We start from the raw sequence: 23,131 nt of genomic DNA, 5'->3' as shown, positions 1-23,131 counted from the left end.
ACGCTCACCCGATGAGGGCGAACTTGTCGACGTCCACCATTCCGCGATCCGAGATCTTCAGGTGCGGAATGACCGGGAGCGGCAGGAAGGCCACCTGCAGGAAGGGTTCCTCAAGCGTCGTGCCGAGCGCGTAGGCGGCCTTGCGTAGATGGTGGAGCGTGTCGCGCACCGTCTCGTAGGTCTCGAGGCTCATCAGGCCGGCAATGGGCAGGGCGATCTCGCCGGTGACCTTGCCATCCTCGACGACAACGAAGCCGCCGTTGATTTCGCCGAGGCGATTGGCGGCGAGGGCCATGTCATCCTCGCTGACGCCGACGACGCAGATGTTGTGACTGTCATGCCCGACGGTCGAGGCGATCGCACCTTTCTTCAGGCCGAAGCCCTGGACGAAACCATTGGCATGGTTGCCGTTCTTGCCGTGCCGCTCGATGACGGCGACCTTGATGATGTCATTGCCGAGATCGACGTCAGTCTGGTTGCCCTTCACCGGTAGCCGGTAGCGGCGATGTTCGGTGATGATCTTGCCGGGCGTGACGCCGATCACAGGGGTTTCGCCGTCGGCGACGGGAACGCCGAAGTGCGCGGCGTTGACGGGCCGGGCCTTGACGCTATCAAGGCCGACCGGTTCGACGGGCTTGCGCGTGGCGAAAAGCTCTGGGGTCACTTGGCGCCCACCGGCAAAGACGAGATCTGCGCGGCAGTTTTCAAGGCTGTCGATGACCACGAGGTCTGCACGCCAGCCGGGGGCTACGAGACCGCGGTCCCTCAGGCCGAAGGCACGGGCAGCCGAGATCGACGCGGCGCGATAAATGGCCAGCGGCTCAACGCCGTTCTTGATCGCGGTCCGGATCATGTAGTCGAGATGGCCTTGCTCGGCGATGTCGAGGGGATTGCGGTCATCAGTGCAAAGGGCGAGGTACGGCGACAGGCGCTCGGTGATGATGGGCATCAGGGCCGCCAGATCCTTCGACACGGAACCCTCGCGCACGAGGATATGCATGCCCTTGCGCATCTTTTCTAGCGCTTCGGCAGCACTGGTGCATTCATGCTCGGTGCGGATGCCGGCGGAGAGGTAGCCATTCAGGTCATTGCCCGAGAGCAGGGGGGCGTGGCCGTCGATATGCTGCCCCTGGAAGGCATCGAGCTTGGCCATGCAGATGGGATCCTTGTGGATCACACCGGGGAAGTTCATGAACTCGGCGAGGCCGATGACCTTCGGATGATGGCGAAATGGAAGGAGACGTTCGATCGGCAGATCTGCGCCCGATGTTTCCAGATGCGTGGCGGGCACGCAGGAGGAGAGTTGGACACGGATGTCCATGATCGTTTCGAGGGACGAATCGAGGAAATACTGAATGCCTTCGGTGCCGAGAACATTTGCAATCTCGTGCGGGTCGCAGATGACTGTCGTTACGCCATAGGGCAGGACGCAGCGGTCGAATTCGTGCGGCGTCACCAGCGAAGACTCGATGTGGAGATGCGTATCGATGAAGCCCGGCACCACGATCTTGCCCGAGATATCGATCTCGGTTTCGCCGTCGTAGCTGCCGCACGTGCCGACGATACGATCCTGTGCGATCGCGACATCGGATGCCACCAGTTCTCCGGTCACGAGGTCGAAGAAGCGTCCGCCTTTCAGAACGATGTCGGCGGGCAGGCGGCCCGTCCCTTGGTCGATAAGGCGTTCGAGCTTGGCGGTCATGGCATCCTCGTGCTGGCGTTTCACCAGTTATAGCCCATGTGTCTGACAAAGCGAGATCGGCTTTGTCGGCCGGTCCACAAACGAAAACCGGGCGCCCCAGAGGGACGCCCGGCGATCGAAATCGGGAGATCGAAGGCTTATTCGGCCGGAACGATCTTGCCAGCTTCCCACTTGTAGAGCGCGAAACTCTGCGAAGTCAGGTCGCCGGTTTCGCCGTAGGTCAGCTTGCCGATTGCCGTCGGGATCGCTTCGCCGCCCTTCAGCGCCTTGGCGACTGCTTCGGAATCCTCAGCGCTGCCAGCCTTCTCGATACCTGCCTTCAGGACTTCGACTGCGGCGTAGGCGTTGAGCGTGAAGGCTTCGGCCGGGATGCCCTTGGCCTTCAGCGCATCGGCAGCTGCCTGCGAATCCGGGCTCTTGGTCGCATCCATGGCATTGGTGAAGATCGTGCCGCCGGCTGCGTCGGTACCGATGTTCCAGAACTCGCTGTTCGAGAGGCCGTCGCCGCCGATGATGACGGCCTTGACGGACAGGTCATGCAGCTGGCGGGCCAGCAGGCCGCCTTCCGGGTGATAGCCGCCGAAATAGACGACATCGACGTTCTCGGCCTTCAGACGGGTGGTCAGCGCGCTGAAATCCTTGTCGCCAGGGGTCAGGGAGTCGTCGAGCACTTCCTTGATGCCGCCAGCATTCAGTGTGGCCTTGAATGAATCGGCCAGGCCCTTACCGTAGGCGCCCTTGTCGTTGATGATCGCAACGCGCTTGTCCTTGAAGTTCTTCAGGACGTAGTTGGCGGCGACTTCGGCCTGCTGGTCGTCGCGACCGCAGGTGCGCAGGACGTTGGCGAGGCCACGCTTGGTGAGGTCTGGTGCGGTTGCCGTCGGGGTGACCATCAGCACGCCGTTCTCAGCAAGAACGTCGGAAGCCGGGATCGCGACGCCCGAGGTGACCGGGCCGACGACGAAGCGGATACCGTCGCCGACGAGCTGGTTTGCAGCGGAAACGCCCTGCTTGGGTTCGCCGGCATCGTCGGCATATTTGAGGATGACTTTCTCGCCGAGGATGCCGCCCTTTTTGTTGATCTCGTCAACAGCAGCCTGCGCGCCATTCTTCACCTGATCGCCATAGGCGGCAACGGGGCCAGTCAGCGGCGCGATGAGGCCGATGGTGACGTCAGCATGGGCGAGCGGCGCAAAGGCAAGCGAGGCGACGAGGGCCGCCGACAAAGTCTTCAGACTCATTTTCTTTCTCCTTGGGTGGGTATCAAAACCCGCGATTTAAGTGCCGCGGCGGCGAGCCCAGATCGTCAACAGCCCTTGCAGGGGGATGCGCCAAGAGACGATGAGCAGCCGCGCGCCGAAACACCCGCCCTCCATATTTGGCTTCGACGGACGCTTTGCAAGTTTCTTAGGAATTTACCGTCGATTTCGCAAGAAGATAAAGAAATAGGGCCCGTTTTTGCCTGATTTGACAAAAGCAGGCCCCGAAAACGCGTCGTTTAGATGTTATTTTGCAAAATTTCGCGCAGTTTTCCGAAGAGCTCGTCGATGTGGTGCTTTTCGATGATGAGCGGCGGCGAGAGCGCGATGATGTCGCCGGTAGTGCGGATCAACAGGCCCTTCTCATAGGCCCTCAGGAAGGCGGTAAAGGCGCGCTTGGTCGGCTCGCCGGCGATCGGATCGAGCTCGATCGCGCCGATCAGACCGGTGTTTCTGATGTCGATGACATTCGGGCAGTCCTTCAGGGAGTGCAGCCCGTCGGCCCAGTAATCCGAGAGCTCGGCGGCGCGGGTCAGGAGGCCTTCTTCCTTGTATGTGTCGAGCGTGCCGAGTGCTGCGGCGCAGGCGATCGGGTTGCCGGAGTAGGTGTAACCGTGCATGAACTCGATCATGTGCTCGGGGCCGCTCATGAACGCGTCATGGATCTCTGCGGTCACGAAGACCGCGCCCATAGGAATCACACCGTTGGTCAGGCCCTTTGCGGTGGTGATCATGTCCGGCTTGACGTCGTAGTACTGGGCAGCGAACGGCGCGCCGAGGCGGCCAAAGCCGGTGATGACTTCGTCAAAGATCAACAGGATGCCGTGCTTGGTGCAAATTTCGCGGAGCTTCTGCAGGTAGCCCTTCGGCGGGATCAGCACGCCGGTCGAACCGGCAATCGGCTCGACGATGACGGCGGCAATCGTCGAAGCGTCGTGTAGCGTGACGATGCGCTCGAGCTCGGTCGCCAAGTCGCCGCCATGCTCGGGCTGGCCGCGGGTGAAGGCGTTCTTGCCCGGCTGATGCGTGTGGGGCATGTGGTCGACGCCCGTCAGCAGCGTGCCGAACATCTTGCGGTTGGAAACGATGCCGCCGACGGAGATGCCACCGAAGTTGACCCCATGATAGCCGCGTTCGCGGCCGATCAGACGGAAGCGCGAGCCGTTCCCCTTCACACGATGGTAGGCGAGGGCGACCTTCAGCGCCGTCTCGACCGATTCAGACCCCGAATTGGTGTAGAGAACGTGGTCCATGCCTTCGGGCGCGATGTCGACGAGGCGGTTCGCGAGTTCGAACGCCTTGGGGTGGCCGAGCTGGAAGGCCGGCGCGTAGTCGAGCTCACCAGCCTGTTCGCGGATCGCTTCGGTGATCTTCGGCCGGCAGTGGCCAGCATTCACGCACCAGAGGCCGGCGGTGCCGTCGAGCACCTGACGGCCGTCATGGGTCTGATAGTACATGTCCTTGGCGCTGACGAAAAGACGCGGCTCCTTCTTGAACTGGCGGTTCGCAGTGAAGGGCATCCAAAAGGCCCGAAGGTCGTTTGGCGTGGTATTGAGGCGATTGGACATGCTGTTCTCCATGGCCGTTTCGGAGGCCGTTCCCGGTATTGGCTGATGCGGTTTTTTTACTGCCTGGTCAAATTATCAGCGGTTCTTCGGGCGTCAAGCCGCTGACATTGCCGTCAGGCCGCTGCATCGGAGATACGCGCAAAAAATAGACCGGCATCGCTGCCGGTCTAAAAGTATGTAAACGTGCTGAAATGAGGTTGCCACACTATTCCGGATGCATTTCACGGCAGTGGGGCTTATCGGCTGACATTATGTCAGCTTGTCCTTACGCCGCGGACTTTGCCTGGCTTTGAACAGAGTAGATGTCGGTGAGGGCTTCGAGGATCCTGAGGACCGGCTCGGAGTTGCTGGAGTAGTAGATCGTCTGGGCGTCGCGGCGCGTCTTCACCAGTTTTTGGGCGCGCAGCTTTGACAAGTGCTGCGACAGCGCGGACTGGCTCAAGCCAACCTCCTGCGCCAGCGCACCGACCGGGATTTCGCCCTTCACGAGGTTGCAGAGAATGAGAAGCCTTTTCGGGTTTGCCATTGCGGACAAGAGCGCAGCGGCAATATTCGCATTGGCGGTTAAATCGATTGTGTCCATATCTTCTTCCCGATGTGAAACTAATTTCAAAAACGCATGTTCCCGCTCAATGCCGGACGGCGAAAACTATCAATACGGCGTCAAGATTGTATATAGCTAAATTTCAGGTATTGCGGATTTTATGTTAGATATATGGAAATAAACGTCCTCGATGTCCTCTGCGACGGCAGCGAATTCGCAACGCAGAAGCAAATCACCCGAAATCAGATCGAAACCGGCGCAGTCCACTCCACAAATGCGCCAATCGCCGCCGTTGCCGGCCTTCAAACTCGCTGCGGTCATGGCGGCGAGATCGGGGCTTGTACCTAGTAATTCTTGCACTATCGCATCGGCCTGCGCCGCCACGTTCTCGTTGCCGGGGGATCGAATCGTCAGGTCGTCTCCATCAAGAAGAAAGGCGCGACCAAACCCACCATTCAGGCTCGCGGATTGCGGCACCAGCCGGAAGAAGCGGAAATCCGGGAAATCGATATAGAGCTTTGCCTTGGCATGGCGGTTGAGGAAGCGGCTGCGAATCCGGGCATGGATGACGCGGTCGCGCTCGACCGGTTCGGCAAGGCATTGGGTCGTCAAGCGCGGATAGGCCAGCGGATCGCCCTTGCCGGGCTCGCCCGTCAGAAGCGACGCACGGCGATCGACGTCAAGCGCGCGGGTATGCGTCGACAGGCCCGACACGAGAATGACGGGAACGCCATCGATGTCGGTGCCGAGAAGTACCCGGCTGGCAAATGGGAAGCCGGTCTCGGGATCGAGGACCGCGATTGCAGCATAACGGGCGGAACGGAGAAGCGTGCGCGCGAGCTTGCGGGCTTCTCCGTCCGTTTCCCTGAGAACGGAAGCTTGATCTTTCATGTCCACTTTTCTGACCGAAGCGGACGGTCGGATCAAGCTTCTTCTTTGCGGCGATGCTGCGTCAGACCCTCAACGATATCCTGGGCCGAAATGGTACCGATGATCGCGCCGTTTTCCACCACCCCGATACTGCCGGGCTGGCGCGACAGTGCATCGAGAATGTCGATCAATGGCGTCTCGGCGCGCGCAGTGCCGCTGACGCTTGCGCCAGCGGCGGCGTGGCCGAGGCCTGGCTGCATTACGTCCTGGGCCGTCAGCATGCTGATCGGATTCATGTGCTGGACGAAATCGGCGACGTACTGGTCGGCGGGGTTTTTGACGATCTCCTGCGGCGTGCCGCATTGGATGATGCGCCCGCCCTCCATGATGGCGATGCGGTTGCCGATGCGGAAGGCCTCATCCAGGTCGTGGCTGACGAAGAGGATCGTCTTCTTCAGCCGCCGCTGGAACTCGAGAAGCTCGTCCTGCAGGCGCGTGCGGATAAGCGGATCGAGCGCCGAGAACGGCTCGTCCATCAGCAGGATCGGCGCGCCGGTCGCGAAGGCACGAGCGAGGCCAACGCGTTGCTGCATGCCGCCGGACAATTCATTGACCTTGCGGTCCGCCCATTTGGTCAGGTTGACCAGTTCGAGCTGTTCGCCCACGCGCTTCTTGCGCTCGGCCTCGGGCATGCCCGCAAGCTCAAGGCCGAAGCCGACATTTTCCGCGACCGTTCGCCACGGCAGCAAGGCAAACTGCTGAAACACCATGGAAACGGTGTGCATGCGCAGGTCGCGCAGGCCCTTGGCGGTGGTCTTGTAGGGATTGCAGGGGCCGTTTGGCGTTGCGACCGAAACCTCGCCGCGCACGACGGGCGCCAGCCCGTTTACGGCCCGCAGAAGGGTGGACTTGCCGGACCCAGAAAGTCCCATGAGGACGAGGATCTCGCCTTCCTGCACGGAGAGCGAGGCATCCGCCACGCCGAGAACAAGACCAGTCGCAGCACCGATCTCGTCGCGGTTCTTACCCTGATCGGCCAAAACCAGGGCGTTTTCCGGCTTGTCGCCGAAGACGATGCTGACGTTGTCGAAACGGACCGCAGTCATACGCCTTCTCCTTCACCCGCAGTGCGGAACATTCGGTCGAGAATGATGGCCAGGATGACGATGCAGAGACCCGCTTCGAAGCCCTTGGCGACGTTGACCGTATTGAGTGCACGAACCACCGGCACGCCGAGGCCGTCGGCGCCGACAAGCGCGGCGATGACCACCATCGACAACGATAGCATGATCGTCTGCGTCAGGCCTGCCATGATCTGTGGCATGGCAAAGGGCAGCTCGACCTTGCGCAGCACCTGCATCGGCGTAGCGCCGAAAGATTCTGCCGCTTCCACCAGGGAGGAAGGGGTCGAGATGATACCGAGGCGCGTGAGGCGGATGGGGGCGGGGATTGCGAAGATCACGGTTGCGATCAAGCCGGGCACCATGCCGAGTCCGAAAAGGATAAGTGCAGGAATGAGATAGACGAATGTCGGAATGGTCTGCATCAAGTCGAGGATCGGGCGCAGGGCGGAATAGACCCAGGCGCGGCGCGCGGCGGCGATGCCAAGAGGAATGCCGACGATCATGCTGACAAAGGTTGAGGCGAGTACCAGCGCCAGCGTCTCCGTCGTCTCCTTCCAGTACCCCTGGTTCACGATGAAGAGGAGGCCAAGACAGGTGAAGACCGCCACGACGATCGAGCGACGGAGCCAGTAGGCAATCGCCCCGATCCCGAGGATGACGATTAGTGGGTGAGGTTTCTGCAGAATGAAAAGCAGCCCGTCGATGACGTGGGACAGAATGAAGGCGAGCTGATTGAAAAACCAATCGGCGTTGGAGGTCAGCCAGTCCACGAAGGCTTTCGCCCAGGAGCCGATGGGAATTTTAGTGTCGGTGAGCCAGGTCAAGGGAGCGCCTATCCATTGGGAACAACAACATTTCGCGACGATAGCGAGATGGGGCGGCGCGAGCCGCCCCGCTCGTCGTTATCAGAGGCCGAGGCTCTTCTTGACGACCGCGAGGCCATCGCCGCTGTCATCGCGCGCCTTGACGCCGGCAAGCCAGGGGTCAAGCGCGGAAGGATTGGCCTTCAGCCACTCTGTCGCTGCCTTTTCCGGCTCATCGCCGTCGTTCAGGATCTTGCCCATGATCTGGTTTTCCATCTCGAGGGAGAAAACCATGTTCTTGAGCAATGCACCGACGTTCGGGCACTCATTGAGATAGCCCGCGCGCACGTTGGTGAAAACCTTCGCGCCGCCGAAGTCCGGCCCGAAGACATCGTCACCACCGGTCAGATAGGTCAGCTTGAAGTTGTCGTTCATCGGATGCGGCTCCCAGCCGAGGAAGACAACGGGCTTGCCTTCCTTCTCGGAGCGAGCCACCTGCGCCAGCATGCCCTGTTCGGAAGACTCGACCACTTCCATGCCCTTGAGGCCGAAGGTGTTCTTTTCGATCAGATCCATGACGAGGCGGTTACCGTCGTTTCCGGGCTCGATGCCGTAGATCTTGCCGTCAAGGTCATCCTTGTGAGCTGCAATATCCTTGAAATCCTTGATGCCGAGCTCAGCGCCCTTGGCGTTGGTCGCCAATGTGTATTTTGCGCCGACGAGATTCGGTCCGAAGGATTCGACCGATTTATCATCAAGGAAGGGGCGAACGTCTTTTTCCTGTGTCGGCATCCAGTTGCCGAGGAAGATGTCGATGTCCTTGTTCTTTAGCGATTGGTAGGTTACCGGCACGGAAAGAACTTTGACGTCAGGGGTATAGCCTAGTCCCTTCAGCACGACTGCTGCAGTCGCCGTTGTGGACGTGATGTCAGTCCAGCCGACGTCCGAAAAATGAACGGTGGAACAACTGTCCGGATCTGCGGCGAATGCAGCGGTTGCGACAGAGAGAGCGGCAACTGCGGTGGCGGTGATCAGTCTGAATGCGCTTGTCGTTTTCATTTATAGACTCCCAGTCTTACGTTCCCAAGCCAAGCACCAATAGCCGAGTTTTACAAGCGACCTCAGCGCGTTTGCGCCGCATTGCAGTACTCGATTGCGACGTGGGTCATTTTTCCGCCAGCGCTGAGATTTCAAAGGTTTTTGGCGATTTTTGGTCCTGAATTTCCTGTGACTATCAGAATGAGGGACTTTTCTTCGAGGTTTCGAGCTTCCAAGAAGCGAAAGACGGAGAAAACGATGGCAAAACTCTATTTCAACTACTCGACCATGAACGCCGGCAAGTCGACGATGCTGCTGCAAGCCGCCTACAACTACGAGGAGCGCGGCATGCGTGTCGTTCTGCTGATTGCGGCCTTCGACGAGCGCGCTGGAAAGGGGATTATCGGGTCTCGGATCGGTCTGCAGGCAAGCGCCGTCGCCTTCGAACCGGAAGCTGACCTCCAGGCCTTGATCGGCGAACTCGGCAAGGAGGGAGAGCCGATCGCCTGCGTCTTTGTCGATGAAGCTCACTTCATGACGCGCGAGCAGGTCTGGCAACTCGCCCGGGTTGTCGATCGCATGAACATACCCGTCATGGTTTATGGCCTGAGGACTGATTTCCAGGGCCAACTCTTCCCGGCGTCGCAGGAGCTTCTGGCGATTGCCGACGAGATGCGCGAGGTGCGGACCATCTGCCATTGCGGACGCAAGGCGACGATGGTGGTGCGTCTCGACGCAAATGGAAAGGTGCTGCGCGAAGGCGCACAGATCGATGTCGGCGGCAACGAAAAATACGTCTCGCTCTGCCGGCGTCACTGGGATGATGCCGTGAACGGGGAATGGCTCGCCACGGCGGTGTGACCGGTCCTCAAAGTGATTCCGGTTTGGCAGCTTATGCGCTAGGTTCGCGATAACCGATTCATGGAGCCGCCCGGTGCGCAAGCCCTTCTCCTTCGATACCCAGCTCGAAGCCGCGCGAGCACTCGCGGAGCAATTGCGTCTTGAAGCCAAGGTCTGCGTCGAATTCATCAACGAGTTCGCACGACAGGCGGCTGCCGTCGATGACGAACGCTTTCTGGTCGAGAATGGCCGCTTCCAGGCGTTTGTCGCAAACGGCGCGAGCTTGACCAATCTCCTTGCGGAGCTCGTCTTCGTCCTCGACACGCTGACGGTCAAGATTTCGGCGGATCTCGATGGTTTCCGTGGCCTGACCGCCGGCGAAAGATTGATCGGTCGTTTTTCGCGCCAGCGGATGTGGCGTCGCCACAGCGCGCGCGTGCGCGCAGCCCCTGTCGTGGAGCGGCTGCGCGACCTGCTGGTGAAGTCCGAAGCCACGGCAGGTGTCATCGCGATCTACCGCACGATTGCGATCGACTTTCACAAGCTGGGTGAGCATGGGCTGATCGGCATCGTCGAGCAGCGCCGTCGGCTTGTCGAAAAGATCGACATCGCCCGCCTTCGCATCCGGGAATTGAACGCTAAGGCACTGACGACGCAGGGCAGGATCGGCCTATACGGAAGCAGAGCCGAATGGGAGCTTATGGAACAAGAGCGGCGCTCGCTGAAAGCGGAGGCCGACCGCGTTGCCGATGAGGAACACGGAATGCGCGAGGAGAGCCAGCGCCGCGAACGCTTCATCAATCTCTTCCAGGTCTTCGTCGATGCGCTGAATAGCCAGGTGGGCCAGTGCAACGCCCTCAGGCGCAAGATGTTGATAGACACCGAAGAGCGGCTGCTGATCTATCAGGCGCAAGTCGACACCGACATCCCGGGATCGAAGGTTCAGATTTCAGCGGAGCTCTTTCCCGCCATCGCCGGTCCGATTGAATTGTTTGAGCGCAACATGCTGGCGCCACAGGAATTGGAGCAGCGCAAGCGGGCCGCCGACGCCGTCTTCGCGAGCAAGTTCGAAGCCTTCCGGCAGGAGCCGGAGGAGGGCTTCGCAGTGCCGATCATCGATACGACGGAAATCTCCAGGCGACTGCGCTTCCGTTTTCTGCGTCCTGGCTTCTGGCCGAAGAAACAATAATATCAGCACGATATTGTTCTTCCTGGAGCGAGCGCATATGTCAGTGCGCAGACCAAGCTTATCAAGGAGAAGACGATGCTCGACCGGATCGCCGGTTTTTTCAGGCTGATCGGCCGAACAATCGGACGCTGGGCGCGGGTTTTCTTTGCCTGGGCTTTCTGGCCATTCATCGCTGCCCGCGGCTGGTACGTTCAGCGGACTTGGATGATCCGCTTGCCGATCCTTGGTCTGATCGCGCTTCTTGCTGTCCTCTATTGCTATTTCATTTGGCAGACGCAGGTCTGGTCTAACTTCAATCCCTCCTTCGTGAATGAGTACAGACTTTCCGAGCGCAAGGTTCCTGCCGGCCAGGAGCTGCCGTCAACAGACGGAGCGGCAGCCAAGACTTGCCAGCGGTCGGCGATCGTCGATGTCGCCGCCGACCTGACCGATTTCAACGTCAACCAGAATGCGTGGATCTCCTCCATGCTTCTCTACCGTCTCGGCTTCTTCGGCATCGACTGGGATCACACGCCGTTTCTCGACAACAAGGCGTCGTTCCAGCGGGGCGTAAACCAGGCGGTTCGCCGCACCTCGGTCGAACTCGTCGATACGCTCGGGCGCGTCCGCGGGACGTCAGGGATCAATAACGATCTGCAGAAGGCGCGCGGCAACCTGCAATTCGACGAGTACAGCTGGTACTTCGGCCTTGATCCGTTCGGACCGAAGACACCGACGCCGAGCTATTATCGCTCGGCGCTCGACAGCCTGCGCAAGTTCAATACCGACCTCGCCGCCTGCAACGCCATCTTCGATGGGCGGGCGGATAACCTGATCCAGTTCATCGACCGCATCGCAAACGATCTCGGCAGTACCTCCGACGTGCTCGCGGACCGCTCGCAGAACCATCATCGGGGCTGGTTCGATACACGTGCAGACGATCGCTTCTGGTTCGCCTATGGTCAGCTTTACGCTTATTACGCCATCCTGGCGGCTGCACAGTCAGACTTTTCTCAAGTTATCGCGGAGCGCAATCTGGGCGCCATCTTTGGCGCAACAATGAGACAGTTCCAGGCGGCACTGAAGATCCAGCCGGCAATCATTTCTAACGGCCGGGAAGACGGCTGGCTTATGCCGAGCCATCTGGCAACGATGGGCTTCTATATTCTCCGCGTCCGGTCGAACCTCGTCGAGGTCCGCTCCGTGCTCGATCGCTGAGCGCTTTGCTTAGTTGATCAGCTTCATACGGATCGCCTTGGCGACAAGCTGCGTCCGGTTCACACAGTCGAGCTTCTTGATGGCGCTCGTCATGTAGGCATTCACTGTGTGGTCGGATAGCGAGAGGATCTGGCCGATCTCGATCGACGTTTTTCCCTGCGCCGTCCACCGGACGACCTCGCGTTCGCGAGCGGAAAGGGGCGTGTGTTCCGGAAGCTTCGAATGCTGCGTGCGATGATACGCGTCGAGCAGATGGAGGATCGCAATGGTGAGTTCGTTGAGCTCGGTCTGCGCGAGCAGTGGGCGGTCGCCGGCCAGCCAAAACAGGATGCGCTCGCCGTCGCGAGTGTAGGCGGGCACCGCAACGCCTGTCGGTATGCCGAAGTGATGCAGAAGTTTGCTCAACTCATTGGGGAAAATTTCGGCGGAGGAACTGTCCAGAAGGCTCCATGAGCGCGGCAGGGCCGACTCGCTCATGCCCATTGCCAGCATTGGAAAACGCATGATGCGGGCGCGGTCGAACTGATTGAAGTATGCGGACGGAAGCGTTGTTTCGATGACCAGAGCCTTGAGGAGGACGCTTTCAGGAGCGGGCGCGAGCAACAGCGTGATATGCCGGAAGCCGTAGGCGCGGGCTACCTTTACAAGAACTTGCGCGAATTCGGCCCTGGTATTGACAGCTGAAATCTCTGTGGCCAGGGACAACTGTCTTTCCAAGGTAGTCATGTAAGACATCGATGCGTCCCTGCTGACCTTCATATCAGCGCCATAGAATATGCAAACTGATATATTTGCTAGTGCGAAACGGGGAGGCGCGCAGCGATTAATTTCAAATGTATTACTTTAACCACAGCGGATCGTCCCATGGTTGCGTTTTTGTTTTCCAAAAACGCAACTTCAGGCACAATCGAGTTCCTCTTCTACGCCGCAGGAAAGCACACGGGTTCGCCGGAGAATAGCGCAAAGCGTCTTCGAATCACTTGGCGATCAGACCTTGTCCTTCACCCTTGGCCTTTTTTGTCAGCTGCTCGAGGAAACCGAGCATCACCGCGGAGACGACGAACGCAAGATGCATTGCCGTCAGCCACATGATTTTGCTGTCGGTGTATTGCTCGGCATTCAGGAAGACCTGGAGGAGGTGAATCGATGAAATTGCCACGATCGACGAGGCCACCTTGACCTTGAGGCTGCCGGCGTCGAGCTTGCCAATGAACGAGACGTCTTCTTCGCTCTCGTCAAAGCGGCTGACGAAGTTCTCGTACCCGGAGATCATCACCATAACGATGAGGCTCGCGACCAGGGCTGCATCAATCAGGCCGAGCATGGCCAGGATCATTTCCCCCTCGTTGAGGACAAACACGCCGCCCGCCACCTTAAGGAATTTGTAACCGAAGGACACGGCGTACACGGCGAGCGCAAGAGCGAGACCGAGATAGAAGGCGACGAGTATCCAACGGCTCGAAAGGATGATGCGCTCGACAATCAGTTCGAGTGATTTCATGTCCGGTCCTCGCAATGTTAGAATCAATGCCTGACAGATAGCGGCTTGGATGAGCGTTGGGCAACCAGCGCGCTATTCACAGTCTCGGCATATTTCGCTATCCCGTTGAAACAATATGGCCGCGCCTATCGAGCGCAGAAAACCGGGGAACGGGGATGGCAGCACACAAGTCCGACATCGAGATCGCGCGCGCGGCGAACAAGAGACCGATCTTCGAGATCGGTGCAAAGCTCGGTATTCCGGCCGAGCAATTGGCGCCTTATGGGCATGACAAGGCTAAGCTCAGCGCGCAATTCATTGCCGCGCAGGCAGACAGGCCCGACGGCAAGCTGATCCTCGTCACGGCAATCAATCCGACCCCGGCAGGCGAGGGCAAGACGACAACGACCGTCGGTCTCGGCGACGGGCTGAACCGGATCGGCAAGAAGGCGATCGTCTGCATCCGCGAGGCCTCGCTTGGGCCATGCTTCGGAGTGAAGGGCGGGGCGGCGGGCGGCGGCTATGCCCAGGTCATTCCGATGGAAGACATCAACCTGCATTTCACCGGTGATTTCCATGCGATCACGTCGGCCCACAATTTGCTCGCAGCGATGGTCGACAATCACATCTATTGGGGCAACGAACAGGATATTGACCTCAGGCGCGTCACGTGGCGGCGCGTCATGGATATGAACGATCGGGCGCTGCGCGAGATGGTCTCTTCGCTGGGTGGTGTGGCCAACGGCTTTCCCCGGCAGAACGGCTTCGACATCACGGTCGCTTCCGAGGTGATGGCCATTCTTTGCCTCGCCAAGGACCTCGAGGATCTGGAAGAACGCCTCGGCAACATCATCATCGGCTACCGTCGCGACAAGTCGGCCGTCTATGCCCGCGACCTGAAGGCCGATGGGGCTATGGCGGTTCTTCTGAAGGACGCCATGCAGCCGAACCTCGTCCAGACGCTGGAAAACAATCCGGCCTTCGTCCATGGCGGCCCCTTCGCCAACATTGCCCACGGCTGCAACTCGGTGATTGCGACGAAAACGGCGTTGAAGCTTGGCGACTATGTCGTGACCGAGGCGGGCTTCGGCGCGGATCTCGGAGCCGAGAAATTCTTCGATATCAAGTGCCGCAAGGCGGGACTGAAGCCGGATGCCGCCGTCATCGTTGCGACGGTGCGTGCGCTCAAGATGAACGGCGGTGTAAAGAAGGAAGATCTCGGAACGGAGAATGTCGCTGCGCTGAGAAAGGGCTGCTCCAATCTCGGGCGCCATGTCGCCAACGTTCGCAAGTTCGGCGTTCCGGTTGTCGTTGCCATTAATCATTTTATCTCGGACACCGATGCGGAAATCGCTGCGGTGAAGGAGTATGTCTCGCGCCTCGGGGCAGAAGCGATCCTCTGCCGGCACTGGGCCGAGGGCTCTGCCGGTATCGAGGAGCTTGCTTACAAGGTGGTCGAGCTCGCGGAATCGGGACAGTCGAGATTCGAGCCGCTTTATCCCGACGATGTCTCCCTGTTCGAGAAGATCGAGATCGTCGCTTCGAAGATTTATCACGCAGGAGAGGTGACCGCTGACAAGGCGGTGAGGGACCAATTGCTTGCCTGGGAAGAGCAGGGTTATGGACACCTGCCGGTCTGCATGGCCAAGACGCAGTACTCCTTCTCAACCGATCCGAACCTGCGGGGTGCGCCGGAAGGGCATATCGTGCCGGTCCGTGAAGTTCGCCTATCGGCGGGCGCGGGCTTCGTTGTTGCCATCACAGGCGAGATCATGACCATGCCCGGCCTGCCGAGATCGCCGTCGGCGGAGCGGATTTACTTGAACGATCAAGGGTATATCGAAGGGTTGTTCTAATCTTCGATTAAGGACGGGAGAGCTTATTGTCCCAGCCTATCAATTTGGAACCGATAATGTCGGCCTATTGGCGAAGCTGCGTTTTTGCCGTGGCTGCAGTTGTTTCTGTGATGGCAAGCAGCGCTGCGACCGGTGAGTCGGTTGCTACCGAACAAAGCATGGCCGACTTCATGAAGGGCAATCCCGACTGCGTGGAGTTCAACGATCAATGTTCGATCTGTACCGTGGTCGACGCCAAGGCCAATTGCTCCACGCCTAAGATAGCCTGCATCAAGAAGCCTTATGTCTGTACGCGGCGTTCGGACAAGTGAGTTGACGTCGACGGATGGCCGAGAGCCGCGATAAGGGACATTGGCGAAGCTTGCTAATGACAGTAGCGATATCCGCCCTTGCGTTCCAAGACATCGAGGTGGAAGTGGGTTTCGTGTGCTGCATCGCTTTCCGGATCCAGCACTGTCGTGAAGAAGAGGCAGCCTGCGGAACTGACTGTGCGCTGGAAGGCACCGATCAGAGTCGAATCCTCGCGGCGAGGCTGCACGGCGATATCCTTCCCTTTTTCGAAGCTGAAACTTGCGATGTCGATCGCGTTGCCGCGGGCATGCTCGGACACCTTGCCGGTCTCGGCACCATTGCGCAGGCGACAGATGTAGGATGATGCCTGGTTGATGCCGACTATGCTCCCCTGATCCGGCGCGGCAACGCGGGCGGCCGGGATGACACTTTCCTTCATCCAGCGGGCGAGGCCGAGAGCCACGGGGCATCGGAAGACGGCATCCGGTTTTATCTTGATGCCCGGAAGGACCTCGGTGACCTTGATGGGCTTGTCGATGCCGCAACCGTTGCCATCATCGATGCGCGAGATGTCCTTGAAGACGACGCCAAGGGCCTGAAGCTCCTTCACACATTCAGAATGTTCCGCATCGCTCTCGGGGGCGATTGTCAGGTGTTGCTCCTCGAGCGTCTGCTGGGAGGGGAGCTTCGGCCCCTGCTTTTCCAACGGAGGAGAAGAGCCGGAAGGCGGCTGAGTGACCGGCGGCGTTTCGGTATCGGGCCTTTCCGGTTTTGGTTCGGGCTTAGGGGGAAGTCCTGGCGTGGGTTCTGCTGTAATTGATTTACCCGGACGGATTTCAGGTCGAGGGCCTTTCTCCGGCAGGCCTGCGTTGGTCAGGAGGCCAATGCAGCTCAGCGCCGCCAGTATCACGATGATCTTCTTCACACATCCACCCTTGTACGTTCGCCCCGGGGAGAGAACGTGCGGATGCGGTTTTCGTTGCAATTTCGCAACGTTGATTGCTACGGTATAAATATGACTTATTAAATCAAGATATCGCGGGTCTGATATATTGACAATTATAGTCATGTTTTTTATGCGCGAAAAGAAGGCGAGAAATCTTGCCTGAAAGCCTAGCCAGCCCATCGAAAGCGCAACCGCGCCACGACCAGCCAGCCCGGTGACATTTCTCTCAAGGGGTTGTTTTCATGATCGTCCGGCACTCGCGCTCGGTTCTTTTGGCTTGCACGGCATTCGTCACGCTCGGCCTTACATCCATTTCACTAGCACAGACGACGGAGAAGCCCGCCGCGTCTGCCGGCGACAGCACGGTGCTGCAGCCGATCGTGGTCAAGGGCAAGCGCGTTGCAGCTAAGCCCGGCAGCGTTGCCGACACGCCGCTCGCCTCGCAGACGACGCAGGAAACGATCCTCAAGAAGAACGTCAACAACCTTGCGGATTTTGGCCGCACGGTGGATCCGGGCGTAACCTATGTGCCGAAGCAGGGCGGTGCCTTCCTGCGCGGCCTTGGTGGTCCCCGCATTACGACGATGGTGGATGGCGTTCCGATCCCGTTCCTGTCGAACGCTGCGCGTGCCGCCAACCCGATCACGGACACCACCAACGCCGACGGCGGCATGAATACCTTCGACTTCCAATCGCTTTCGACGCTGGATGTCGTACGCGGTGCGGACTCCAGCCGCGCCGGTTCGGGCGCGCTCGCCGGTGCATTTGTCCTGCGCACATTGGAGCCGGAGGATCTGATCGAGCCCGGCCGTGATTGGGGCGGCGTTACCAAGTTCGACTATGACGGTACCGACCGCAGCGCTGGCGGTTCTCTGGCTGTTGCAAAGAAGATCAACAACACCTCTGTCCTGTTCCAGGGCTCGTATCGAAAGGGGCATGAGATCGAGAACAACGGCAAGGTCGATACCATCGGACCGACCCGCACGGAGGCCAATCCGGCCGACTACGACCAGAACAACCTGCTCTTCAAGCTGCGGCAGCAGCTGGAAGGCGGCCACATGGTTGGGATCACCGCCGAACGCTTCAGCCGCGATACGACGACCGATCTGAAAACCCTTCAGGGCGCAACAACCGGCTCTTCCCGAGTCTACAAGATCGGCGACTATGACGGTACGGAAGACAATCGGCGTGAACGCGTTTCGTTGGATTACCAGTTCGAGGCGCCCAGTGCTGACTCGACCTTTGATGCGGCACGGATGAGCCTTTACTGGCAGCGTCTGACCCGTGAGGCAGGTGCGGAGGGTACCCGCGTCGGCACCGTCGCCGGCCCCTGGCTGCGCAACAACCAGATTCAGGAAAACGACTATGGTTTGACGGGTAACCTCACGTCCCGCTTTGCGACGGGCACATTTGAGCACGAGGTCAATATTGGCGGGGATGTCTCGCTCTTCAACGCGACATCCTTCATCGACGGCCTCGACGCTTGCATTCTCGGAACTGCCAGCGCTACCGCGAAGGCCTTTTCATGCCCGAATCTTCATGCCGACCAGGCTGATATTCCTGATGTCGATGGAGCACGCCTTGGCCTCTTCGTCGATGACAAGATCTCCTTCGGCAATAGCGGCTTTGCCCTCACGCCCGGTTTGCGCTTTGACTGGTACGACTACGACCCGAAGCAGACGGCCGCCTTTGAAGACAATCCGGGCTTTGCGGCCAACGGCCTGCCTGATGGAAGCGACGGTTCGCGCTTCTCGCCGAAGCTGCTTGCAACTTATCAGGTCGCGCCCGCAGTCGAACTCTTTGCGCAATGGTCAATGGCCTTCCGCGCGCCGACCATCAATGAACTCTATCTTGATTTCTCCAACCCTGCCTTCGGTTACGCTACCGTCGGCAATCCCGACCTGAAGCCGGAAACGGCGAACGGTTTCGAGATCGGCGCGAACTTCGGTGATAGCGATACGGGCGGTCGCGTCACGGCGTTCCACAATCTCTACCGGAACTTCATCGACAGTGAGACCAGCTTCGCCAATCCGCTCTATCCGGCGGGCCTGACCAGCTATTTCAATCGAAATCGCGTCCAGATATCGGGCGTCGAATTGGAGGCACATAAGCTCTTCGACAACGGCATCAACCTCCACGGCTCGCTTGCTTATGCCTACGGCAAGGACACCGACACGAACGAGTATCTGCGCTCGGTCGCGCCGCTCAAGGCAATTGTCGGCGCCGGCTATCAGCGCGAAACCTGGGGCACGGACCTGTCGCTTGTCACCTCCGCCGGCATGCGCAGTGACGGCAACACCAGGACCTTCGACGCACCTGGCTATGGCGTTGTCGATCTGACGGCCTGGTGGGAGCCGGAACAGACCAAGGGGCTGCGTATCCAGGGCGGCATCTACAACCTGTTCGATAAGACCTACTACAACGCCGTTGCGCTTAAGGACCTCAACAACACGACGGTCCCAAGCAATAGCAATACGGCGCAACCGCTGGACTTCTATTCGGAGCCTGGCCGGGTGTTCAAGATCTCGCTCGTACAGCGGTTCTAACGCGAGGGAAGGGCGGCCGTTGTGCCGCCCTTTTTATTCCCGGATTTCGGCTCTTGCGCTTGGTCCGATCTCACGCTAACAATTTCGCCCATGAACACGTCCTTGAATATTGCAGTTTGGTGGTGGGCTCGCTGAGGCGGCCTCGACCAATCGTGTCCAAAGACGACGATGAGCCGCCCGGAAAACGCCAGGCGGCTTTTTTGTTTTTAAGGCTGCCTGTCATCCGGGCCCGATAACGGAGTGGAACAATGGTAACGATCCTTCGTGATGACGGAGCGGAAATTTACGAGACCCGGGGCGGTATCACCGTTACCCGGCAGCGGCGCGCGATTCCTTACGCCGATGCGGTCTCCTCCTATATCGACAAGCTCGACGAGCGCCGCGGTGCCGTCTTCTCGTCGAATTACGAATATCCGGGCCGTTACACACGTTGGGACACCGCCGTCGTCGATCCGCCGCTCGGTATTTCCTGCAATGGCCGCCAGGTTTGGATCGAAGCCTACAACGAGCGTGGTGCGGTAATCCTCGCCTTTGTCGCCGAGCGCTTGAAGACAATTTCCGACCTCGTGCTCGGTGCGACCTCGGCACGCCGTCTCGACCTAACGGTGAAGACGCCGGAGCGCGCGTTTACCGAGGAAGAACGCTCGAAGATCCCCACCGTCTTTACGGTGCTGCGCGCCGTCACCGATCTCTTCTATTCGAAGGCGGATGCGAGCCTCGGCCTCTATGGCGCCTTCGGCTACGATCTTGCCTTCCAGTTCGATGCGATCAATCTGAAGCTGACGCGCCCGGCCGGCCAGCGCGACATGGTGCTCTACCTGCCGGATGAGATCCTCGTCGTCGACAACTACTCGGCCAAAGCCTGGATCGACCGCTACGATTTCGAAAAGGGCGGGCTTTCCACCGAGGGCAAGGCGGGCGACATTCCTGCCGAACCCTTCCAGCGCACGGATGCCATCCCACCGAAGAGCGATCATCGCCCCGGCGAATACGCCGATCTTGTCGTCAAGGCGAAGGAAAGCTTCCGCAAGGGCGACCTCTTCGAAGTGGTTCCCGGCCAGAAATTCATGGAACGCTGCGACAGCAAGCCGTCCGACATTTCCAAGCGGCTGAAGGCGATCAACCCGTCGCCCTATTCCTTCTTCATCAATCTCGGCAACCAGGAATATCTCGTCGGTGCTTCGCCTGAGATGTTCGTGCGAGTGTCGGGCCGCCGCATCGAAACCTGCCCGATCTCGGGCACGATCAAACGCGGGGATGATCCGATCGCCGACAGCGAGCAGATCCTGAAGCTCTTGAATTCCAAGAAGGACGAGTCCGAGTTGACGATGTGCTCGGACGTCGACCGCAACGACAAGTCACGCGTCTGCGAGCCAGGTTCGGTCAAGGTCATCGGTCGCCGCCAGATCGAGATGTATTCGCGTCTCATCCACACCGTCGACCACATCGAGGGCCGACTTCGCGACGACATGGATGCCTTCGACGGCTTCCTCAGCCACGCCTGGGCCGTGACGGTGACCGGCGCGCCGAAACTCTGGGCCATGCGCTTCATCGAAAGCCATGAGAAGAGCCCGCGCGCCTGGTATGGCGGCGCGATCGGCATGGTTGGCTTCAACGGCGACATGAACACTGGCCTGACGCTGCGCACCGTGCGCATCAAGGACGGCATCGCCGAAGTCCGGGCAGGGGCGACCTTGCTCAACGATTCCGATCCGCACGAAGAAGAAGCCGAAACCGAACTGAAGGCCTCCGCCATGCTTTCCGCCATCCGCGATGCCAAGGCCGGCAACTCCGGCAAGGTCAGCCGCGACGTTGCCGTCGTCGGCAAGGGCGTCAAGATCCTGCTCGTCGACCACGAAGACAGTTTCGTGCACACGTTGGCGAATTATTTCCGCCAGACAGGGGCGACGGTCTCCACCGTGCGCACACCGGTGCCGGAGGAAATCTTCGACCGGCTGGATCCTGATCTCGTCGTGCTGTCGCCGGGGCCCGGCAATCCGAAGGACTTCGATTGCAAGGCGACGATCAAGAAGGCGCGGGCGCGCAACCTGCCGATCTTCGGCGTCTGCCTCGGCCTGCAGGCATTGGCGGAAGCCTATGGCGGCGAGCTTCGCCATCTGGCAGTGCCGATGCATGGCAAGCCGTCGCGTATCCGCATTCTTGAACCTGGTTTGGTTTTCTCCGGCCTTGGCAAGGAAGTGACGGTGGGCCGCTATCACTCGATTTTCGCCGATCCATCGACTCTGCCGCGTGAATTCATGATCACGGCGGAAAGCGAAGACGGCACGATCATGGGTATCGAGCACACCAAGGAGCCGATCGCGGCGGTGCAGTTCCACCCGGAATCGATCATGACGCTTGGCGGCGATGCCGGCATGCGGATGATCGAGAACGTCGTCGCCCATCTCTCACGCAAGGCAAAGACCAAGGCGGCCTGACGGCGGCGCGGCTCTCGATGGAAACCTCGCTCTATCTGCCGGTCAAAGGCTTTCTGGAGGCGGCAGGCTATGTCGTCAAAGGCGAGATCGGCGGATGCGATCTCGTCGGCTTGACCGAGGGCGAGCCGCCTGTCGTGGTGGTGTGCGAGTTGAAGCTCAGCTTCAACCTCGAGCTCGTCCTGCAGGCGGTCGATCGCGCCGCCATGAGCGACGAGGTGTGGATCGCTGCCCGCGTGTCCGCCAAGGGACGCGGGCGCGAGGCTGACAAGCGCTACCGCGATCTTTGCCGCCGCCTCGGGATCGGCATGCTCGGCGTGTCCGACGGCGGCGACGTCAGTGTCATCGTCAGCTCGGTTTCGCCGATGCCGCGCACAAATCCGAAACGCCGGTCGCGGCTGGTCAGGGAACATCAGCGCCGGCGCGGCGATCCCGCCGTCGGCGGCAGTACGCGTGCGCCTGTCATGACGGCCTATCGCCAGCGTGCGCTGATCTGCGCTGCAGCACTCCAGCAGGGTTTGGTGCGACCGCGCGACATGAAGACGCTGGCGCCGGACGCGGGGAAGATCCTGCTCGGCAATGTCTACGGTTGGTTCGAACGGCGAGACAAGGGCGTCTATGCCCTGACGGCAGTGGGCGAAGCGGCGCTCCTCCGCTGGCCGCAATCCGTCAGCATCGCTGCTGAAGGCGGTAGTACAGGTATCGTTGACCCGGCGGAGAATTTCTGACGCCATCCGGAATGAGCAGTGGTCGCCGGCATAGCACTTGTGCGCACGCAGCCCCAAGATTGTTGGCTACAGGACCGCGCAATTGAACGCCGGCTTAGCTACGTGCGGCGGTCGATAGGCCGGACCTCCAGTAACGCAACCTTTATCGGAGGCCCGTGGTCGCGGCGTTCCAATCGCCCTAGCTTACCCGTTGTGAAAAATGCTGCGACGCTCGCTGGGGCCGCAATGGGTCCAGCCAATCCCGAGGCTCGACCATGATTACGTTCACGCTCAATGGACAGAAAAGAACTTTTGACGGCGATCCGGATACGCCGCTGCTATGGGTTATCCGCGATTTTGAAAGGTTGACAGGCACGAAATACGGTTGCGGCGTCGCCCAATGCGGCGCCTGCACTGTGCACATGGACGGCTTTACGCGTCGCTCCTGCATTACCCCGATTTCGACAGCTGAGGGCTCCGAGATCATTACGATCGAAGGGGTCGAAGGCAAGGAAGCGGAGGCTGTGAAAACCGCCTGGATCGCGATCGACGTGCCGCAATGCGGCTACTGTCAGTCGGGCCAGATCATGTCGGCCGTCTCGTTGCTGCAGAACATTCCCAAGCCGACCGACGAGGATATCGACGGTACCATGGCCGGGAATATCTGTCGATGCGCCACCTACCACCGGATACGCGCGGCCATTCACAACGCCGCTGCTTCGATGGAGGGTTGAGC

At 59.9% G+C, this 23,131-nt stretch carries 20 protein-coding genes; 9 read left to right on the top strand and 11 right to left on the bottom strand.

What is annotated here, in order from left to right; genetic code table 11:
• Positions 1 to 4: 4 nt before the first annotated feature.
• From ade to AC1DE4_RS15665, 8 genes are all read right to left on the bottom strand, one after another.
• Positions 5 to 1,702 (bottom strand): adenine deaminase, encoded by a 1,698-nt coding sequence (ade, locus tag AC1DE4_RS15700; RefSeq protein ID WP_025660426.1) that lies wholly within the window; start codon positions 1,700 to 1,702, stop codon positions 5 to 7.
• Between the two features lie 137 nt (positions 1,703 to 1,839).
• Positions 1,840 to 2,943, bottom strand: coding sequence for a branched-chain amino acid ABC transporter substrate-binding protein (locus tag AC1DE4_RS15695; protein ID WP_018857563.1), 1,104 nt, complete (start codon positions 2,941 to 2,943; stop codon positions 1,840 to 1,842).
• 257 nt (positions 2,944 to 3,200) lie between these two features.
• Positions 3,201 to 4,529, bottom strand: a complete 1,329-nt coding sequence (gene aptA, locus AC1DE4_RS15690; RefSeq protein WP_025660425.1) for an omega-aminotransferase AptA — start codon at positions 4,527 to 4,529, stop codon at positions 3,201 to 3,203.
• A gap of 265 nt (positions 4,530 to 4,794) precedes the next feature.
• Positions 4,795 to 5,112 (bottom strand): ArsR/SmtB family transcription factor, encoded by a 318-nt coding sequence (locus AC1DE4_RS15685; RefSeq protein WP_025660424.1) that lies wholly within the window; start codon positions 5,110 to 5,112, stop codon positions 4,795 to 4,797.
• Between the two features lie 96 nt (positions 5,113 to 5,208).
• Positions 5,209 to 5,964: a HugZ family pyridoxamine 5'-phosphate oxidase gene (locus tag AC1DE4_RS15680; RefSeq protein ID WP_477881998.1), complete on the bottom strand. Its 756-nt coding sequence runs from the start codon at positions 5,962 to 5,964 to the stop codon at positions 5,209 to 5,211.
• Between the two features lie 32 nt (positions 5,965 to 5,996).
• Positions 5,997 to 7,049: a choline ABC transporter ATP-binding protein gene (gene choV, locus AC1DE4_RS15675; RefSeq protein ID WP_018857567.1), complete on the bottom strand. Its 1,053-nt coding sequence runs from the start codon at positions 7,047 to 7,049 to the stop codon at positions 5,997 to 5,999.
• Positions 7,046 to 7,891 carry a choline ABC transporter permease subunit gene (choW, locus tag AC1DE4_RS15670; protein ID WP_018857568.1) on the bottom strand — a complete coding sequence of 282 codons (846 nt, stop codon included), beginning with the start codon at positions 7,889 to 7,891 and terminating at the stop codon, positions 7,046 to 7,048. Before choW ends, choV begins: the two co-directional genes overlap by 4 nt.
• Before the next feature lie 81 nt (positions 7,892 to 7,972).
• Positions 7,973 to 8,929 carry a choline ABC transporter substrate-binding protein gene (locus AC1DE4_RS15665; RefSeq protein WP_025660422.1) on the bottom strand — a complete coding sequence of 319 codons (957 nt, stop codon included), beginning with the start codon at positions 8,927 to 8,929 and terminating at the stop codon, positions 7,973 to 7,975.
• 237 nt (positions 8,930 to 9,166) lie between these two features.
• On the opposite strand from AC1DE4_RS15665, the gene AC1DE4_RS15660 reads away from it, so the two are divergent.
• From AC1DE4_RS15660 to AC1DE4_RS15650, 3 genes are all read left to right on the top strand, one after another.
• Positions 9,167 to 9,769, top strand: coding sequence for a thymidine kinase (locus AC1DE4_RS15660; RefSeq protein ID WP_025660421.1), 603 nt, complete (start codon positions 9,167 to 9,169; stop codon positions 9,767 to 9,769).
• A 73-nt stretch (positions 9,770 to 9,842) separates the two neighbouring features.
• Entirely contained in the window at positions 9,843 to 10,937 is a 1,095-nt protein-coding gene (locus AC1DE4_RS15655) for a hypothetical protein (protein ID WP_477881996.1), read from the top strand.
• Positions 10,938 to 11,012: 75 nt separating this feature from the next.
• Complete coding sequence (locus tag AC1DE4_RS15650) at positions 11,013 to 12,134, top strand: DUF2333 family protein (RefSeq protein WP_062370298.1); 1,122 nt, start codon at positions 11,013 to 11,015, stop codon at positions 12,132 to 12,134.
• A 9-nt stretch (positions 12,135 to 12,143) separates the two neighbouring features.
• Here AC1DE4_RS15650 and AC1DE4_RS15645 read toward each other — a convergent pair whose 3' ends face one another.
• Both AC1DE4_RS15645 and AC1DE4_RS15640 read right to left on the bottom strand, forming a co-directional pair.
• Complete coding sequence (locus AC1DE4_RS15645; protein ID WP_025660418.1) at positions 12,144 to 12,869, bottom strand: helix-turn-helix transcriptional regulator; 726 nt, start codon at positions 12,867 to 12,869, stop codon at positions 12,144 to 12,146.
• Positions 12,870 to 13,110: 241 nt separating this feature from the next.
• Positions 13,111 to 13,635 carry a TIGR00645 family protein gene (locus tag AC1DE4_RS15640; RefSeq protein ID WP_062370295.1) on the bottom strand — a complete coding sequence of 175 codons (525 nt, stop codon included), beginning with the start codon at positions 13,633 to 13,635 and terminating at the stop codon, positions 13,111 to 13,113.
• Between the two features lie 155 nt (positions 13,636 to 13,790).
• Here AC1DE4_RS15640 and AC1DE4_RS15635 point away from each other — a divergent pair, with 155 nt between their 5' ends.
• A complete protein-coding gene (locus tag AC1DE4_RS15635; RefSeq protein ID WP_025660417.1) occupies positions 13,791 to 15,470 on the top strand; it encodes a formate--tetrahydrofolate ligase in 1,680 nt (559 codons plus the stop codon).
• A 56-nt stretch (positions 15,471 to 15,526) separates the two neighbouring features.
• Positions 15,527 to 15,781: a hypothetical protein gene (locus AC1DE4_RS15630; protein WP_025660416.1), complete on the top strand. Its 255-nt coding sequence runs from the start codon at positions 15,527 to 15,529 to the stop codon at positions 15,779 to 15,781.
• Positions 15,782 to 15,834: 53 nt separating this feature from the next.
• Here AC1DE4_RS15630 and AC1DE4_RS15625 read toward each other — a convergent pair whose 3' ends face one another.
• Positions 15,835 to 16,686: an extensin-like domain-containing protein gene (locus AC1DE4_RS15625; protein WP_018857577.1), complete on the bottom strand. Its 852-nt coding sequence runs from the start codon at positions 16,684 to 16,686 to the stop codon at positions 15,835 to 15,837.
• A 263-nt stretch (positions 16,687 to 16,949) separates the two neighbouring features.
• Between AC1DE4_RS15625 and AC1DE4_RS15620 the strand changes: the two genes are divergently transcribed.
• The 4 genes from AC1DE4_RS15620 (at position 16,950) to AC1DE4_RS15605 (ending at position 23,129) form a co-directional block, all read left to right on the top strand.
• The gene (locus AC1DE4_RS15620; protein WP_018857578.1) at positions 16,950 to 19,253 is read left to right on the top strand and encodes a TonB-dependent hemoglobin/transferrin/lactoferrin family receptor; all 2,304 of its coding nucleotides are present in this window, start codon (positions 16,950 to 16,952) and stop codon (positions 19,251 to 19,253) included.
• Positions 19,254 to 19,501: 248 nt separating this feature from the next.
• On the top strand, positions 19,502 to 21,691 hold the full coding sequence (locus AC1DE4_RS15615; protein ID WP_025660415.1) for an anthranilate synthase: 2,190 nt from the start codon (positions 19,502 to 19,504) through the stop codon (positions 21,689 to 21,691).
• A gap of 17 nt (positions 21,692 to 21,708) precedes the next feature.
• Positions 21,709 to 22,416: a DUF2161 domain-containing phosphodiesterase gene (locus tag AC1DE4_RS15610; protein WP_018857580.1), complete on the top strand. Its 708-nt coding sequence runs from the start codon at positions 21,709 to 21,711 to the stop codon at positions 22,414 to 22,416.
• Between the two features lie 254 nt (positions 22,417 to 22,670).
• Positions 22,671 to 23,129 carry a (2Fe-2S)-binding protein gene (locus AC1DE4_RS15605; RefSeq protein WP_477881993.1) on the top strand — a complete coding sequence of 153 codons (459 nt, stop codon included), beginning with the start codon at positions 22,671 to 22,673 and terminating at the stop codon, positions 23,127 to 23,129.
• Positions 23,130 to 23,131: the final 2 nt, after the last annotated feature.

The organism is Rhizobium sp. 10N414 (genome assembly GCF_056394785.1).
Note: the sequence above shows the minus strand (reverse complement) of the source record. Positions and strands in the feature narration are given on the sequence as shown.